At 70.4% G+C, this 17,650-nt stretch carries 1 protein-coding gene (only partly in view); it reads left to right on the top strand.

Translation table 11 applies throughout. The features are described from left to right. Positions 1 to 17,650, top strand: partial view of a protein-glutamine glutaminase family protein gene (locus ACFZB9_RS15650; RefSeq protein ID WP_391447334.1) — the 5' portion only. 27,533 nt of this gene lie beyond the right edge of the window; only the first 17,650 of its 45,183 coding nucleotides appear in the window; its start codon is at positions 1 to 3; the stop codon falls past the right edge of the window.

The raw sequence follows: 17,650 nt of genomic DNA on the forward strand, positions 1-17,650 counted from the left end.
ATGTCGATTGAGATCTCGGACGGGCTCGCCAAGCTCTTTTCGGGCCTGACCGGCATGCAGTGGCCGCAGGCGGACGAGGACAAGCTGCGCACCGTGGGCGACGACTACAACGACGTCTCTCAGGACATGCCCCAACTGAGGGACGACATAGCCCAGTTGGTGTACTACTGCACCACCCAGATCGAGGGCCAGGCGGCCGACGCGTTCGTCTCGACCATGGGCCAGCTGATCGGCAACGGCGGTGGCGACGACTACCTCAGCGCGGCCGGCAAGCAGGCCGCCGACCTGGCGAAGACCGCGCACGACACCGCCAACCAGGTCGAGTACGCGAAGTGGATGACGATCGCCCAGCTGATCCAGCTGCTGGCCGAGATCGCCTGGGCGATCGCCTGGGCGCCGTTCACCGGCGGCGCCTCCCTGGGCGAGATCGTGGCCGAGAGGCTGATCGCGGAAGGGATCATCCGCAAGATCTTCGCCTGGCTACTCGACAAGATCGCCATGCACACCTTCCTGAGCATCGTGGGCGGCGTGGGCCTGGACGCGATCATCCAGATGGTGCAGATCGCCGAGGGGCACAAGAGCTGGAGCGACTGGGACACCAAGTCCACCCTCCAGGCACTGGAGTTCGGCGCACTCAACGGCCTCATCGGCGGACCGCTCGACCTGCTCGGCGGCGCGCTGGGCAAGCTCTTCAAGAACACGATCGGCAAGAGCCTGGGCAAGGACGCGCTCGAAACCGCGTTCAAGGACCTGTCGAACGGACTCGCCAAGGACGGGCTCAAGACGCTCTCCTCGGACGCGCTCAAGACCATCGAGAACGACCTGCTCAAGACCGCCGAGAAGGACGGCATCAGGACCGTCTCCAACGATGCCGCCAAGACCGCCGAGGAGGACGCCGCCAAGGCGGCCGAGAGCAGCGCGGCCAAGGAGGCCCAGCAGACGGCGGCGCGGGAGGCCAAGCAGTCCGCGGAGAAGACCGCAGAGGCTACGGCGGAGAAGACCGCGGAGGCTACGGCGGAGAAGACCGCCGCGGCGGAGAAGGCCGCCATCGCCGAGGCGCAGAAGACCGCTGCGTCGGTGGAGCACGTGATAGCCGAAGGTCTGTCGCGGGCGACCAAGGACGGCGAGGCCTGGCTGGAGAAGGAGGCCGCCCAGAAGTTCGGCCGTGAGCTGGGCCAGACGATCGGCCGCTTCTCCCACGAGTTCGGCAACCACTTCATGGCCGCCGCCGAGAAGCTGGACAAGGAGGCCCTCGCCAAGTTCGAGGGCGAGATGGGCAAGGTGTTCCAGGAGCACCTCGGCGCCCTGCTGGGCAAGGAGGAGGCCCAGCAGCTCGGCAAGGACTTCGGCAAGGTGCTGGCCACGGCCAGGGACGCCGAGGCCAAGGGGCTCGGCACCCTGGACGGCGGGATGCGGGATGTCCTCAAGAGCGCGGGGATGCACGGCGGTGCGATCGACACGCTGGTCAAGCAGGTGCCCGGCCTGCTCGACAAGGTCGGCGGCGACACCCTGCTCTACAAGCTGGGCAGCACCCTCGGCGACTACCTGAAGAGCGGGGTGCACAACAGCCTGACCGAGGGCTTCTACAACCTCACCTTCGGCGACGACCACACCTTCTCGCTCACCTGGCAGACCTTCGTGTCCGGCATCGGCATGGGCGCCCTCGGGCACGGGGCGCACGTGGTGGCCGATCACACGTTCGGCAAGAAGTACGTGGCGTGGGCGAAGGCCTATCTGGAGAAGGAGAACGAGGGTTCCACGGACAAGTTCTACGGACCGCTGCACCCGCTCACCCTGATCTCGCTGCTGGGCAACCTGACCGGGCACTCGGCGCCGTTCCCGGTGCCGCGGCCCAGGAGGACCCAGGAGGGCGACGGCGAGACGTCGCCGAACAAGTCGGCGTCGACGCCCGACCGGCCGAGGACGGTGTCCGCGGGCTCCGAGGAGGAGCTGCCGGCGTACTCCCCCGAGCGGCCGCCGGCGTACACCCCCGTCGAGGCGCCGCCGACGTACTCCGAGGGCCCGACGCAGTCGTCCGGTTCGACGCACTCCTCCGGCGAGGGGCCGGTGGAGGCGCCGCAGAAGCGCTCGACGGTCTCGCCGGGCGGCGGGCAGGAGCAGCAGCACGAGCAGACCGAGACGCCGCCGGCCAACGAGCCGAAGACGGCCACCGCCGGGAGCGAGATCCCCGCCCCGGCGCGGCCGCGGATGACCTCGTCCGAGTCGCCCGCGCCGGTGCCCGCGCCCGCGCCGCCGCACTCGACCACCCGCCGCGAGCCGGCGCCGGAGCCCAAGGCGTCGGAGCAGCCGAAGGCCGCCGAGCCGCCCACGGTGCCGGCGCCGCCCAAGGCGTCCGAGCGGCCGCAGACCTCGGCGGACCACGAGCAGCAGCCGAACTCGGCCGAGCTGCCCACGCCGCCTCGCGGGCCCCACCGCAGCGACCCGCCCATCGTGCCGTCCGGGCCCCGCGAGACGGTGGTGACCGAGCAGATCGGCCAGCCCCGCCAGCCCCAGCAGACGTATCAGACCCACGAGCCCGACCAGCCCCGACAGCCCCGGCAGCCCGAACAGACCCACCAGCCCGACCAGCCGGACCAGCCCCATCAACCCGACCGGTCCGGGCACACGGATCCGCAGCAGCAGCACCAGGGCCCGGTGCCGCCGGTGCCCGGTGACCACGACCCGCAGGGCTCGCACGACCCGCAGAGCCAGCAGTCCGGGCCCACCCGCCCGTACCACTACACCCCCGCGCCCGAGTACACCAAGAGCGTGCGGGAGGACGAGCCCAAGGAGTTCGCGGAGCTCAAGGAGCGCACCGAGCAGTGGCAGCAGGCCCAGCGCGACCTGCAGGACGCGTACGACGCCAAGCTCCGCGAGGCGCTCAAGAACCCGTCGCCGAGCCCCGAGGAGGGCGAGCTCCCGGCAGCCCCGGTGGCCCCGGCGGACGCGGAGGCCGAGGCGAAGCTGCGCGAGTCCGTCGACGGCAGCCTGCCCGAGGGCGTCGACCCGCAGCTCTCCGAGGCGGTCTGGCAACGGGCCAGGGGCCTGATGTACGAGCAGCTGAAGGCTCGTCCGGAGGAGCGCGAGGAGGTCCTCGCCGAACTGGACGGGCTGACCCGGCTCGCCGGCGTGCGCGAGGCGGCGCTGCGGGTGGCGATGGAGCGCTTCGACCACGCGGTGACGCTGTGGCACACCCCGTCACGCCGCCTGGGCAACGGTGGCGAGGAGGAGGCGCCGGCCGGCAGGGGCCGTGGGGACATCCCGCGGGAGACCCTGGCCAAGATCCGCCGCGACATGTCCAGCCGGTTCCGCGGCAAGGCCGAGGACACCGTCACCGAGCTGTACGCCAAGCCGGAGGACGTCACCGGGGCGGGCAACGCCCGGGCCCAGCGGGAGCTGGCGGGGATGCTCACCCAGCTGAGCCACGACCTCGACCTGCGGGCCGACTACGAGACGGCGCTGGGCCAGGTCGAGCGCCTGACGACGCAGACCGCCGGGTCCTGGCGTTCCCGCGTCGACGAGACGGACAGCGAAATGCTGGCCTCCGTCGAGCTGCCGGAGAAGGCCGGGCTCTCCGACGAGAGCCTGGAGCTGATCAAGGAGTCGCTGCGCGACAAGCTCTCCGCCGACTTCGAGGAGGTCGCCGGCTCGACCCGCCCGGTCGCCGGCCACTTCGCACGGTCGCTGGCCGTCCACGCCGACGGGCTGCCGCACGAGTTCGCCGTCCAGGCGACGCGGGAGGCGGCGATCCGACGGGCCGTCGACGCCACCGAGAAGGCTGCCTCGACCTGGGCCAAGGACGGCGGCCAGGACCGCCTCGTCCCGGAGCTGGCCAAGAAGCTCGGACTGACCGAGCAGCAGATCGAGCAGGCGCGCGGCACGGTCACCCGCGAGCTGGCGAAGGAGCTGGACGAGCAGGTCACCGTCCACCTGAGCCTGCTCAGGGGCGACCGGAAGACAGTGTCCGTCGAGCCTGACGAGGAGGTCGTCGAACTCGACGTCCGCGACCGGAGCACGGCTTCCGCCGAGCCCGACGAGGCCACCGCCGAGCCCGGCAGCGAAGGCAGGGCCCGCGCCTCCGCCGAGGCCGATCTCGCCAAGAAGATCGCCGAACTCACCGACCCCCAGCGCCTGTACGACCGGCTGAACCTCCAGGCGGCCCGTCAGGCCATCGCGAGGAGCGCGGAGGTCACCGCCAAGGTGGCCGCCGCGCGCGGCGGGCTCTCCGACGAGAGCCGTGAGCGGGTCGAGCAGGACCACGTCCGCCGGGTCACCGAGTCCTTCGAGAAGATGTTCCGGCGGCCGGAAGACCTCAGCAAGGGCCGCGTTCGCCGGGTCGTCGACGCCTACGAGGAGTTGACCCGGCAGTCGGGCGACTCCAGCGCCCCCGAGGGCAAGAACGGCTGGAACGCCGAACAGGAGCGCCTCGACGCGCGGTTGGAGTCGCACGTCCTCTTCGAGACCGAGGTCCTGCCCGCGCTGAAGGACGCGGCCGAGGGCTTCGAGGACCTCGCCGCGGAGCACAGCAGGAGCGAGGAGGCGAAGGCCGCCGGCCACAGCGCCACCGAGGCGGCGATCGCCGACCTCAAGCGCGCGTACGGCGCGGACTTCTTCGACAAGTACCACGAGCTGTGGGGCCCGGGAGACCTGGACACCGCCCGCTGGCGCGCGCACGAGAGCGCGAACGAGGACACCTTCGAGCACAAGGAGCGGCCGGTCGAGCCGGAGCCCGAGGAGCACACCGAGGAGCACGCCGAGGCCCCGGAGGGCGAGCGGCACGGCGCCACGATCGAGGACGTGCTGAACGGCGGCGCGCTCACGCGCCAGGAGACGCCGGAGCGCCAGCAGACGCCGGAGCGGACCAGCCAGCTCCCCGACCTCGCCTACATCGACCCCGACAACCGGCGGATGGAGGAGGCGCTCTACGACTTCCCGGTCGACGACGAGCACTTCGTCATCGCCATGGAGGTCGGCAAGGACGGCCCCCTGGCCTCCGTCGACCAGGTGGTCGAGGACCTCCACCAGGCGTACCTCGACGACCGCTGGGACAACAACATCCCGGTGCGCTTCGTGGCCTGTGGGATGGCCCACGACCACGAGGCGTACATGCATGCCGTGGTCGACACCATGCACACGAAGTACAACCTGGGCATGGACGCGAAGGCGGCGGACGGGCCGGTCCTGTTCGTTCCCAAGCGCACCGGCGGCGCGGGCGATCTGGTGGTGGCGGCGAAGGTCGGCTACGACGCCGACGGGCTCCCGGTGGTGTTCGGGGCCGGCACGTTCAAGACGTACAGCTCCGGCCTGACCAAGGCTCACGAGGAGAGCTCCGGGCTGCCGGAGGGCTTCCGGGAGGTGGCCACCAAGGACGAGATCGACACGCTGTTCGAGGGTGTTGTCGCGTTCGGTGCGAACCGCGACCTCTACAAGGACCCGGCGTACGTCACCAAGACCAAGGAGTTCGAGACCCGGCTGGGCGGCTACGCCTACGGCCGTCCCGAAACGGTGAAGGCGGCGCGCGGGGTCGTCACCCGGCTCTTCGAGGTGCTGAAGGCCGCCCACGACGACCCGACCGGGGAGGCGGTCTACAAGGTCTTCCTCAGCGATGGGCCGAACTCGGCCGGCCAGGTCGGCACGCATCTGACGGTCGATCAGTTCACCACGATGCTTGTCGAAGGCAATCCGCGTGAGCTGATGACGGCCTTCTACAACGCGGCCTACGTCAACGACTCCAAGCTCAACCTCAAGAACCTGCTCATCCAGGTCGCGGGCCCCCGCGACCTGGAGAGGGGCAGCCAACTCGGCCTGAATACGACCGAGTTGAAGGCCCACAGCGACTTCCTGAACAGCAACATCCGCTCGCTGCTGGACGCTTCCGTCAACAAGTTCACCAGCAAGCGTGAGTACACCTTCGCGAAGGACCCGTTCGCCACGGGTGCCTCGATGGCCCGCTCGGGCAAGGCCGTGGAGTACCTCACGAGCAACTCGGCGCGGAAGCCGATCCCCTTCGAGCAGCGGACCCTCAATCACCTGCCGTCGGACTACGACCTGCTCGGCGCCTCGCTCAGCCCGCGCGAGACCGAGTTCCAGAACCGGCAGCCGGACCCGCAGGGCCCGCAAGGGCCGCAGCGCGCGCTCACCTGGCACGCGGGCCGCGATGCGCTGGCGCTCAAGGACAACTCCTGGACCAAGCAGACCGCCGACAAGGGCCTGGCGACCATCGCCGGCCTCTCGGCGACCGCCGCCAAGATGATGAGCGCCTACAAGGTGCTGGGCGTCGAGGATGTCGCGCCGAAGGACATGACGCTGGCGCTCTTCGGGTGGATGCTCACGCCGGGGGACCACTCGGTGTACGAGATCCTCAAGGGCATCGAGCTGTCGGGTGAGAAGCTCGACCTGCCGTCGGGCTCGCTGGAGGACGCGGCCACGATGCTGCAGCACCTGCCCGGCATCACGCTGGAGCAGTTGCGGGCCCACGTGGGTGAGAACGGCATGCTCCCGCATGAGGTCGTGTACCACGACAAGGTCAATCTGCGGGAGCGCCGGAGCGCTCTTGAGGCGGGGATCGAGGCGATCGAGACTGATGCGTCCTCCGCTCAGGATGAGGGCCGGCAGGCGGAGCTGCGACAGCTGAAGCAGGAGTTGGCGGGGTTGCCGCCGGCGGAGTCCGGTTTCGGTGAGCCGGGTTCGGTCGGTTTGGCGAAGGTGCGTGCCCGTCAGGCGGCGTTCCAGGCGATCGCGGAGGGCAACCGGGTCGGTCATGACCGGGAGACGCAGGAGCTGATCGATCGGCTGGACGGGTGGCTGGCGGACAACGGGATGACCGCGGCCGAGGTGTTGCGGACGATGACTCCGGCGCACTTCGAGGCTCTGGCGGTGTACACCGGTCCGGCCTTCAAGCTGATCAACCCGTTGATGAGGTTCCCGGACCAGCTGAGCCGGACGGTGTTGGGCAAGGCGGTCCACGACGTGCTCAGGATGCTCCCCAAGGACATCCCGGCGGTGCTGAAGGAGCATCCGGAGCTTCGGGATCTGGTGCGGCAGAAGCTGCACACGCTGACGGACCAGCAGAAGGCCGAGCGTCTGGCCAGGATGGACGAGATCGCCGACCGGCTGGTGCCCGCCATCGAGAAGGAGATGCGCGAGCACATCGAGCTGGTGAAGGAGGCGCTGAAGCAGCTGCCGCCTGCCAAGGGCACGGTGTACCGCGGGGGCACCGCCGTCGGCTCGATGGCGCGGTCGCTGGACAACAGCGACCTGATGAGCACCAGCCGTGACGAGAAGGTCGGCAAGAACTTCACGCAAACCGCGAAGCCGCACGTCGCCGCGCACCGGGTGCTGCTGGAGGTGGAGTTGAGCGGTGCCGGGGCCGGGCGTGACATCTCGGCGTTCTCGATGATGCCTCCGGAGAAGGAGGTGCTGGTCGAGCCCGGTAGCTCGTTCGAGGTGACCGGGCGCCGGGCCGGTGAGACGGACGAGGCGTTCAACCCCAAGCCCTACGAGGTGATCAGCGCCAAGGAGCAGACCCCCGAGTTCCCGGCCGAGGACGGCCCCAATCCGGCGGTGAACCGGGCGGACGCGCACGAGCTGACCTCCGCGCTGGCGGGCCTGGCGGGCGTGTCGCGGGTGGAGCGCCGCGAGGACCTGTGGCCGCTGGCCGAGAAGATCGGGGCCGGGCACGGGATTTCGGGCACCGGGAAGGTCACGCACCTGCTGCTGCCGGAGTCGGCGCGTCGTGACGCGGGTCTGCGGACCTGGTGGACAGCGCGGCTGGCGGCCGATCTGCACGGCGGTGTGGACCTCCTGACCGTCGACCGGTTGACGGCGGTGCGACGGGTGGCGGACGTGGTCCGCGCGGACCTCGGCCTCAAGCACGACGCCCAGGTCGGTACGGATCATCTGGACAGCTACATCCGGAAGTTGAACGGTTCCGCCGACGATGTCCGGGTCAGCCCGGCGGACCGGCAGCGGCTGGTGGAGACGGTGGCCGGGCTCAAGCAGCCGGGACGCCGGGTCACGAGCCAGGAGGTGGCGGCCGCCTGGGGCGGCGGGAGCACGGTTCACTCGGCGCACGACGCCGCCGCAGGGCCGGGGCCGCGCCCGCAGGTGGCGTGGATCGGGGACGCACACCCCGAGCAGCTGCGGCTGGTGGAGGAGGTGTTCACCCGGTTCCCGGCGGACGACCGGTTCCAGCCGGTGGCGATGCACACCACGGACGGCGTCCCGACCCGCGACGGCGTGCGGATCCCGCCGGTCGAGCTGGCGAACGAGCTGATGGACCTGCCTGGTTGGGACCACGCCAAGCCGTTGCAGTTCATCGCGTGCGACCTGGGAAAGGTCGACTCGACCTATGCGGCCGAGGTGATGGCCGAGCTGTGGAAGCGCGGCGCCACCGCCGACGCCTACGTGGGCGACGGCCCGGTCTGGTTCGCGCCCAAGGTCTCGACCGCGGGTGCGGCCGAGGACGGCGGTCAGGGGCACCTGGTCGTCACCGCCAACCTCGGTTTCAATCCGGACGGACGCCCGGCGGCGGTGCCCGGCGGTCACTGGATCAAGCTCAGCCGGCCCAAGGACGGTTCGACCGGGGTGGTCACCGAGACGTTGGGTGCCCACCTGCCGCTGGAGGGCGGCTCACGCCCGCGCCCGGACAACTTCGTGCCCGCGAAGGACCACGAGACGCTCACCTCGATCCCGCACGCGGTCAAGTTCGGCCACGACCAGGGCGACGAGGACAGTGTCCAACGGGTCAGCGAGATCGCGCACGCGCTGACGCAGGCCCATGAGGTGTCCGGAGTCCACTCGTTCGTCGACCCGGCCAGTGACGTGAAGGAGCGCCAGGAGGTGGAAGCGGCCATCGCCCGCTTCCCGAACGACCCCCGGTTCTTCACGATGGTGTTCCACTCGGCGCGCCCGGACGGCGCGCCCAGCTGGCACGGCAAGCCGGTGAGCCCCAAGGACATGGCGTCCGTCCTGGCCACCCTGCACCGGCAGCGCGTGTGGGCCGACGAGAAGCCGCTGCAGTTCGCGGTCTGTGACTTCGGCACCGGGCACGAGGACTCGTATGCCGCCGAGGTGATGCGCGAGCTGCGCCGCCAGCTGCCGAAGGTGCCGTTGGAGGCGTACGCCCCGGACGGGATGCTCTGGTTCGGGCCGAAGCCGAAGGGCCCGTTCGTCGCCGAGCCGTCCGGCCCGGGTCACCTCGTGGTGAGTGAGAGCCTGGGCTACGACGGCAGTGGTGTCCCGACCATCGTCCCGGGTGGCCACTGGCTGAAGCTGTCGATGGCACCGCACGAGACCGAGCCGCACCTGGAGCTGCTCGACGCCCACCTGCCCGTCGGTGGGGACAACAGCCTGACCCCGCACTCCCAGCAGTTGCCCGAGGGCTACAACGCGCTGTCCGTACCGGGCCCCGGGCCGACCGACGAGGCGGCCATCGACGGAGCCGCGCACCTCGGTGCGGAGGCGGTCGAGCACGCCCTCTACACCAGCGACCAGTACTTCGAGCACGCCCGCGAGTTCGAGAAGCGGCTCGGCGTGATGGCGTTCACGTCCGACGCGCGGGACACGGTGGCCTACGGTGCCGTGAACGGCCTGTGGGACCTGCTGAGGAAGGCCCACCCGGACGCCACGAACGAACAGTTGGCCGCGTTGTTCGGCGGTGAGGACCGCAGCCTCCCCGGCCAGATCGGTCAGATCACCTCGCGGGACGACCTGGACCACCTGATCGAGCACGGAAACGTCCGCGAGCTGATGGCGGCGTTCCACAACGCCAGTTACGGCGATTCGCCGCTCGCCCTGTCCAAGCTGGTCGACTCCATCGTCGAGAGCAAGGACTGGGAGCGGGCCCGGAAGCTCGGCATGAACGTCGAGGCGCTGAAGGAGGAGGCCCAGCTCAGCCGCAAGGAGTTCGACGAGCGGCTGAACCGGGCGCTGGACAAGGGCGCGTCCGGCAAGTCGCGACCGGACCTGGCCGCCGGCCACGACCTCGTCTCCCCGAACGATCCCGGCTGGGAACGGCACGTCACCGAGTACGCCAAGAGCCTGCGCACCCGTCAGCCCCGGTCGCAGGACCCGTACACCAAGCAGCACCTGGAAGACCTCGGTGTGCCGCTCAGCGCGCGCGAGGAGCTCTTCCAGGCCAACGGCCTGATGAAGCCGGACAGCCCGCTGAGCTGGCACACGCATCCGGAGAGCTCGGAGGTCGACCCGAACTCGCGTTGGGCCAAGGACCTGGCGGCCCGTGGGGTGCCGACCGCCGGCGGGATCTCGGCCGTCGCGGCGAAGACGATGCGGGCCTTCCGGCTGATGGACGGCACCATGCCCGAGAAGTTCGTCGAGGGCGTCTACGGCTGGCTGCTGCCCACGCGGGAGCACACGCTGTACGAACTCGCCACCTCCGTACGGATGTCCGGCGTGTTCCCGGCGCAGCCCGACCGCCACTACGCCGAGGGCAGCGAGCTGTACCGGCACATCCCCGGCATCGCCCTGGCCAAGCTGCGGACCACCGGCGGTCTGCTGCTGACCCCGCACGAGAAGACCTACCAGGCCCGCCTCTTCGAGCCGCAGGACAACGGCGGCCTCGCCGACGCGGACACCCAAGCGCAGCAGTGGGGCCTGGCGCGGCGCGGCGACTTCCAGTTGGCCAAGAACGGCGATCTGACCGGACAGACGAAGCACGTCCGCGAGTGGCTCGCGGAGGGCGGGGTCACCGCCGATGAGGTCCTGGACCGGTTGAGCTGGACGCATTTCGTGGCGCTGGCCGTCTACTCCGGCCCGGCGTACCCGCTGATCAACTCCCTGATGGAGTACGGCGCGGTGGGCGGCCGGATCAAGCTGCGGCTCCAGGCCAGGAGGCTGCTCGGCACCCACTTCACCCTCAAGCCCAAGGTGCTGCCCACCTCGCTCAAGGACGCGCCGGAGATCGAGGCGGTCCTCACGCGCCTCCCCGAGGCGAAGCCCGGCAGCGCGGAGGCGAAGGCCCGTATATCGGAGATCCACATCGCGCTGGAGCGGCTGCTGCCGGACCTGGAGCGCGAGATGACGGCGCACGGCCACTTGATCCTCGACGCCCTGCGGCAGTTGCCGCCCGCGCTCGGACCGGTCTTCCGCGGCGACCGGTCGATCGGTGGCGACCTTGAGTCCGCACTCACCCGGCGCGTGTCGACGAGGTACGGCGGCGACCAGGAGGTCTACGGCAAGTTCGCCAGCTTCAGCCGGGCCGAGTCCGAGACCGAGGTCTTCTGGAAGCCCCACCACCCGGGGACGAGCTGGAGCCACCCCGTGCGGGTGGACGCGATCGCCACCGGGAACAGGGGCCGGGACATCTCGGTCTTCTCGATGGTCCCGTCGGAGCGGGAAGTGCTCTTCCTCCCCGGAGCCCGGTTCACCATCACCGAACGGAAGCCCCATTCGGAGGGCTTCACCCAGGTGATCGCGCACGAGGCGCTGCCGGAGCTGCCGCGCTTCGAGCAGGGGACCAGCGCGGAGACCCAGCAACGGCACCAGGAGCTGCGTGCGAGCCTGGCCCGGTTGAGCGGCAGCGACCACATCGACGAACCGCAGGACCTGGCCGCGCTGGCCAAGCGCATCGGCGTGCAAACCCGGGAGACCGTGTCGGGCAAGCTCAGCCGCTGGTTCAGCTCCGACTCGTCCACCGAGGCCGCCGCCCGGCGCGACGGCCTGCGGCTCTGGCACCTGGCCGACCTGGCCAGGGACATCCACCCCACCGACCCTGCGCTGACCATCGCGCGCCTCACGGCGGTGCGGGCCACCGCCGACCTGGTCCGCGAGCATCTCGGCCTCACTCCCGGCACGGAGGTGACACTCGTCCACCTGGACCGGACGATCCAGGCGCTGTCCGGCAAGCTCGACCCGACCGACATGCGGGCCGACCTGGTCCGGCAGGTCGGCGAGTTGGAGCGGGCCGGAAAGCCGGTGACGATGGCCGCCCTGCGCGGGGACGCCGTCCCGCTCCTGACACCGATCCAGGGCGCCGTGGCGTTCGGCTCGCGCCACCCGCTCTACACCGACAGCGGCTACCACGACCGGGCCCGGGATTTCGAGACCCGGCTCGGCGCGTACAGCCACGCCCTCCCGCAGGCCACGAGCGCGGCACGCGGGAGCGTGTCCCGGCTCTTCCAGGTGCTGTCGGACGCCCACCCCGACGTGGCCCCCGAGGAGATCGCGAAGCTCTTCCTCAAGGACGATCCGGAGTCGGCCGGCCAGGTCGGCGAGGAACTGCCGCTGGACGAGTTCCTGCACATGCTCGACGAGGGCAACACCCGCGAGTTGATGACGGCCTTCTTCAACGCCGCCTACTTCAAGCGCTCGGACCTCAACCTCAAGTCGGTCATCAACGACATCATCCGCTCCAAGGACGAGGCCAGGGCCACGGAGCTGGGCCTGGACGTGGCGTCGCTGCGCGCGCAGGCGGAGTTCCTGAACGGCAGCCTGCGCCAGATGCTCCACGGGGCACTGCTCAAGGTCGCGCCGGGCAGGGCGACCATGTTCGAGAACGACGTCTTCGGAACCGGCAACATCCTGGCGCAGTCCGAGAAGTGGTTCAAGGACGGGGCCTCCTACCTGTCGAGCCTCAGCGCCCGGAAGCCGCGCCCGCTGGACGAGCAGCTCTCGGGCCCGATCGCCCGGACCCCGGCCGAGTACGCCCGGCTGGGGGCTTCGCTCAGTCCGCGCGAACTGGCCTTCCTGACGGAGAACCATGTCGCCCGCGAGGTGCTCGGTTTCGATGTCGAGCATCTCCCGCTGGACAGCGTCCCGCTGGATGCCGAGGGCCGGCCGGACCTGGCGGCGCTGCGGGCGCAGCCCGGTGTCCTGGAGGTCCACCTCGGCACCGACGAGCAGGGCGCCGAGGTCGTCGTCAAGGTGTTCGAGAGCCAGAAGGAGATCAGCACCAGCCGGCTCGGCGACCTGGTGGGCGACGAGCAGGGGCCGGAGCTACCGCTCAGCTGGCTGTCCGGCCGGGCCTTCCACCAGCTGAACGAGGAGTCGCCCTGGTTCCAGGAGACGCATGACGAGAAGGGCATGCCGGTCGTCGCCGGCGTCTCGGCGACCGCCGCCAAGATGATGAGTGCCTTCAAGGTGCTGGGCGTCGAGGGCGTCACGCCGAAGGACATGACGCTGGCGCTCTTCGGGTGGATGCTCACGCCGGGGGACCACTCGGTGTACGAGATCCTCAAGGGCCTCGAGTTGTCGAGTGCGGGGTTGGACCTGCCGTCGGGCTCGTTGGACGACGCGGTCACGATGCTGCAGCACCTGCCCGGTATCACGGTGGAGCAGTTGCGGGCCCATGTCGGGGTGGACGGCATGCTCCCGCATGAGGTCGTGTACCACGACAAGGTCAGTCGGGGGGCTCTTGAGGAGAGCATCAGGACCATCGAGCGCGACGCTTCCCTCGCTCATGACGAGGGTCGGCAGGCGGAGCTGCGGCGGCTGAAGGAGGAGTTGGCGGGGTTGCCGCCGGCGGAGTCCGGTTTCGGTGAGCCGGGTTCGGTTGCGTTGGCGAAGGTGCGTGCCCGTCGGGCGGCGTTCCAGGCGATCGCGGAGGGCAACCGGGTCGGTCATGACCGGGAGACGCAGGAGCTGATCGATCGGCTGGACGGGTGGCTGGCGGACAACGGGATGACCGCGGCCGAGGTGTTGCGGACGATGACTCCGGCGCACTTCGAGGCTCTGGCGGTGTACACCGGTCCGGCTTTCAAGCTGATCAACCCGTTGATGAGGTTCCCGGACCAGCTGAGCCGGACGGTGTTGGGCAAGGCGGTCCACGACGTGCTCAGGATGCTCCCCAAGGACATCCCGGCGGTGCTGAAGGAGCATCCGGAGCTTCGGGATCTGGTGCGGCAGAAGCTGCACACGCTGACGGACCAGCAGAAGGCCGAGCGTCTGGCCAGGATGGACGAGATCGCCGGCCGGTTGGTGCCTGCCATCGAGAAGGAGATGCGCGAGCACATCGAGCTGGTGAAGGAGGCGCTGAAGCAGCTGCCGCCTGCCAAGGGCACGGTGTACCGCGGTGGTACGGCGGTGGGTTCGCTCGCCAGGACGCTGGAGAACAGCGACCTGATGAGCACCAGCCGCGAGGAGAGCGTCGGCAAGAACTTCACACAGCGTGCCAAGCCGCACGTCGCCGCGCACCGGGTGCTGCTGGAGGTGGAGTTGAGCGGCGCCGGGGCCGCGCGGGACATCTCGGCGTTCTCGGTGATGCCTCCGGAGAAGGAGGTGCTGGTCGAGCCCGGTAGCTCGTTCAAGGTGACCGGGCGCCGGGCCGGCGAGACGGACCAGGCGTTCAACCCCAAGCCCTACGAGGTGGTCAGCGCCAAGGAGCGCGACCCGGAGTTCCCGACCGGGACCAGCGGGAACCCCGCCGTGAACCGGGCGGACGCGCACGAGCTGACCTCCGCGCTGGCGGGCCTGGCGGGCGTGTCGCGGGTGGAGCGCCGCGAGGACCTGTGGCCGCTGGCCGAGAAGATCGGGGCCGGGCACGGGATTTCGGGCACCGGGAAGGTCACGCACCTGCTGCTGCCGGAGTCGGCGCGCCGTGACGCGGGTCTGCGGACCTGGTGGACCGGCCGGCTGGCGGCCGATCTGCACGGCGGTGTGGACCTCGTGACCGTCGACCGGTTGACGGCGGTGCGGCGGGTGGCGGACGTGGTCCGCGCGGACCTGGGCCTCAAGCACGACGCCCAGGTCGGTACGGATCATCTGGACAGCTACATCCGGAAGTTGAACGGTTCCGCCGACGATGTCCGGGTCAGCCCGGCGGACCGGCAGCGGCTGGTGGAGACGGTGGCCGGGCTCAAGCAGCCCGGTCGCCGGGTCACGAGCCAGGAGGTGGCGGCCGCCTGGCACCCGGATACGACGGTTGCCACGGGGCACAACGCCGCCGCCGACCCGCGGGCGAGCCGTTCCGACATCGCGTGGATCGGGGACGCGCACCCGGAGCAGCTGCGGCTGACGGAGGAGGTGTTCACCCGGTTCCCGGCGGACGACCGGTTCCAGCCGGTGGCGATGCACACCACGGACGGTGTGCCGACCCGCGACGGCGTGCGGATCCCGCCGGTCGAGCTGGCGAACGAGCTGATGGGCCTGCCTGGTTGGGACCACGCCAAGCCGTTGCAGTTCATCGCGTGCGACCTGGGAAAGGTCGACTCGGCCTATGCGGCCGAGGTGATGGCCGAGCTGTGGAAGCGCGGTGCCACCGCGGACGCCTACGTGGGCGACGGCCCGGTCTGGTTCGGCCCGAAGACGTCGGCCGGGGGTGCGACCGATCCCCTGGGGAACGGCGACCTGGTGGTCACGGCGAGGATCGGCCTCACCGCCGACGGTCGGCAGGTGCTGGTGCCGGGCGGTCACTGGATCAAGCTCAGCCGGCCGAAGGACGGGTCGTCCGAGGTGGTCACCGAGACGTTGGGTGCCCACCTGCCGCTGGAGGGCGGCTCGCGCCCGCGCCCGGACAACTACCTGCCCGCGGCCGAGGACAGGATCACCGGGAACCTGCCCGGCGCGGTCAAGTTCGGGACCGGCTCCGCGAAGAAGGAGACGGAGCCGGCGCGGCCGCTGACCGACCCGTCGGTGGAGGATCCGCTGACCCGGCCGGACGTGGAGCCCTGGCTCGAACCCGGACACGAGTCGGACGTCGAGTTCGAGTCGGAGCCGGAGTCCGAGCTGGTATTCGGGCCGGAGCCGGCACGGCCGCTCACGGACCTGTCGGTGGAGGATCCGCTGACCCGGCCGGACGTGGAGCCCTGGCTCGCGTCCGCGCACGAGTCGGAGCAGCAGCACGAGGAGGTGGGCGAGCAGCGGCAGGTCGTCGAGCACGAGGACGAGCAGGCCGTTCAGGAGCAGCAGGAGTCGGTCGCCGAGCTGCCGCACCAGGAGGTCGTCGAGGAGGTCCAGCAGCAGGTCGTCGAGCAGCAGCACGAGCAGGTTCAGGAGCAGGAGTCCGTCTCGACGCCGTTGCAGGAGCAGGCGTCCCCGCACGAGTCTCCTGTCCTCTCCGAGCACGACGAGCAGGTCTCCGAGCTCCAGCCCGAGCTCCAGCCCGAGCTCCAGCCCGAGCTCCAGCCCGAGCCTCTGGCCGAGCCGGAACCCGAGCCCGACCCGGCGCCCCCCGCGGTGCTCGACGGCCGGCACCGCCAGTACCTGGAGGGCATCAAGATCACGGACGCGCCCGGCCCGGCCGCGGTCCGCACGCGCATCGACGACCTCCTCGGCGGGAGCCACACCGAGCGCCAGGTCGTGCAGCGGCTGGACGGGCTCCTGGATCCCGCGAACTTCCGGGCGAAGCACGCCCTGATGGTGAACGGCGGCTGGCGCTTCACGGTCCGGGTCGACGGCAAGCCGCACGAGGTGGAGATCAAGGCGACGGCCGCTCCCTGGCAGCTGCACACCGCGGGTGACAGGAACGCGAGGAACACCGGGGAGGGCTTCGAGGTCTCGTCCGAGTCCAGTCACGCGTCCGATCCGCGCAAGGTCCAGCTCGCCACCAACCAGCAGGGCCTGGACCTGGCGCCGAGCTACACCCACCCGGTCAACAAGTTCCTGCAGTCGAGCCACACGGTGTCCGGCAGCCTCGGTGGGGCCTCCCACGGCGCGGAGACCTCGGTCAAGGTCACCGAGACGGCGGCGAACAAGGTCGCGCTGACCGGCCGGACCGACACCTACGCGTCGGAGTTCACCTACGAGATCCGGGTGGTCGACGACCAGGGTGTCGCGCGCCCGCTCCCGGACGACCGGGACGCCCAGATCACGGGCCAGGTGACGGCCGAGATCCCGCGCAGCGCGCGTGACGACGAACAGCAGACCAGCTGGCCCGGCTGGGAGCCGCAGGACGCGATCGGTCATGGTCCGGGCGGCGCCGTGCCGGTCACGGGCCACCCGCTCACGATCAGGGGCCTCCACACGGTCCGGGACGCGGTGTTCAGGGAGCTGCCGGACGAGGGACGTCCGGGCGGCGTGGCGCATCAGGCCATCGTCGACTTCCTCGCCCCGAAGAACGTGATCGACGGCTTCGAGCACGCGTCGACCTGGGGGCTGGATTCCCCCGTCATGACGTTCACGGACGGGGGTACCGGCTTCCTGCGCCTGAAGATCGAGCCCCGCGAGTCCGTCGTCCAGGACCTGGTGGAGAAGAAGAGCGTCCTCGGCAGCAAGTGGTCGACCGAGCAGGCCGGAAACCGGTCGGAGGGCAGCACCCGGAGCCTGGGCACCAACCACGGCCTCACCGGTCAGATCTGGCACTCGCCGGTCGACGAGGAGAGCAAGTGGCTGACGGGCAACCTCGGTTACGGCTACTCCCGCTCGACGACGCACGGTCTCAAGGGCAAGAGCACCTTCACCGTTGAGAAGAGTCACGAGAACACCGGCCGGGCCGACCTGGTGTCGACCGGTGTGTCGTTCAGCATTCAGCTGATCAAGAGTCACTTGTCGCCGCAGAGCGACGGGTTGATGCACAGCACCAGCAGTGAGATCCCCGTGACGCCGGACCCTGGCACCGCCGCCGAGGTCGTCCGCGTCCGTCCGCACCAGCGGGAGCAGGAGCCCACCCCGACCGAGAGCACCCCGACCGAGAGCACCACCCCCGCGCCGCCGGTCGCCACGGAGCTGACCGGTCCGCTGATGGGCGCCCGCACCG

The organism is Kitasatospora sp. NPDC008050 (assembly GCF_042957465.1).
GTDB lineage: Bacteria > Actinomycetota > Actinomycetes > Streptomycetales > Streptomycetaceae > Kitasatospora.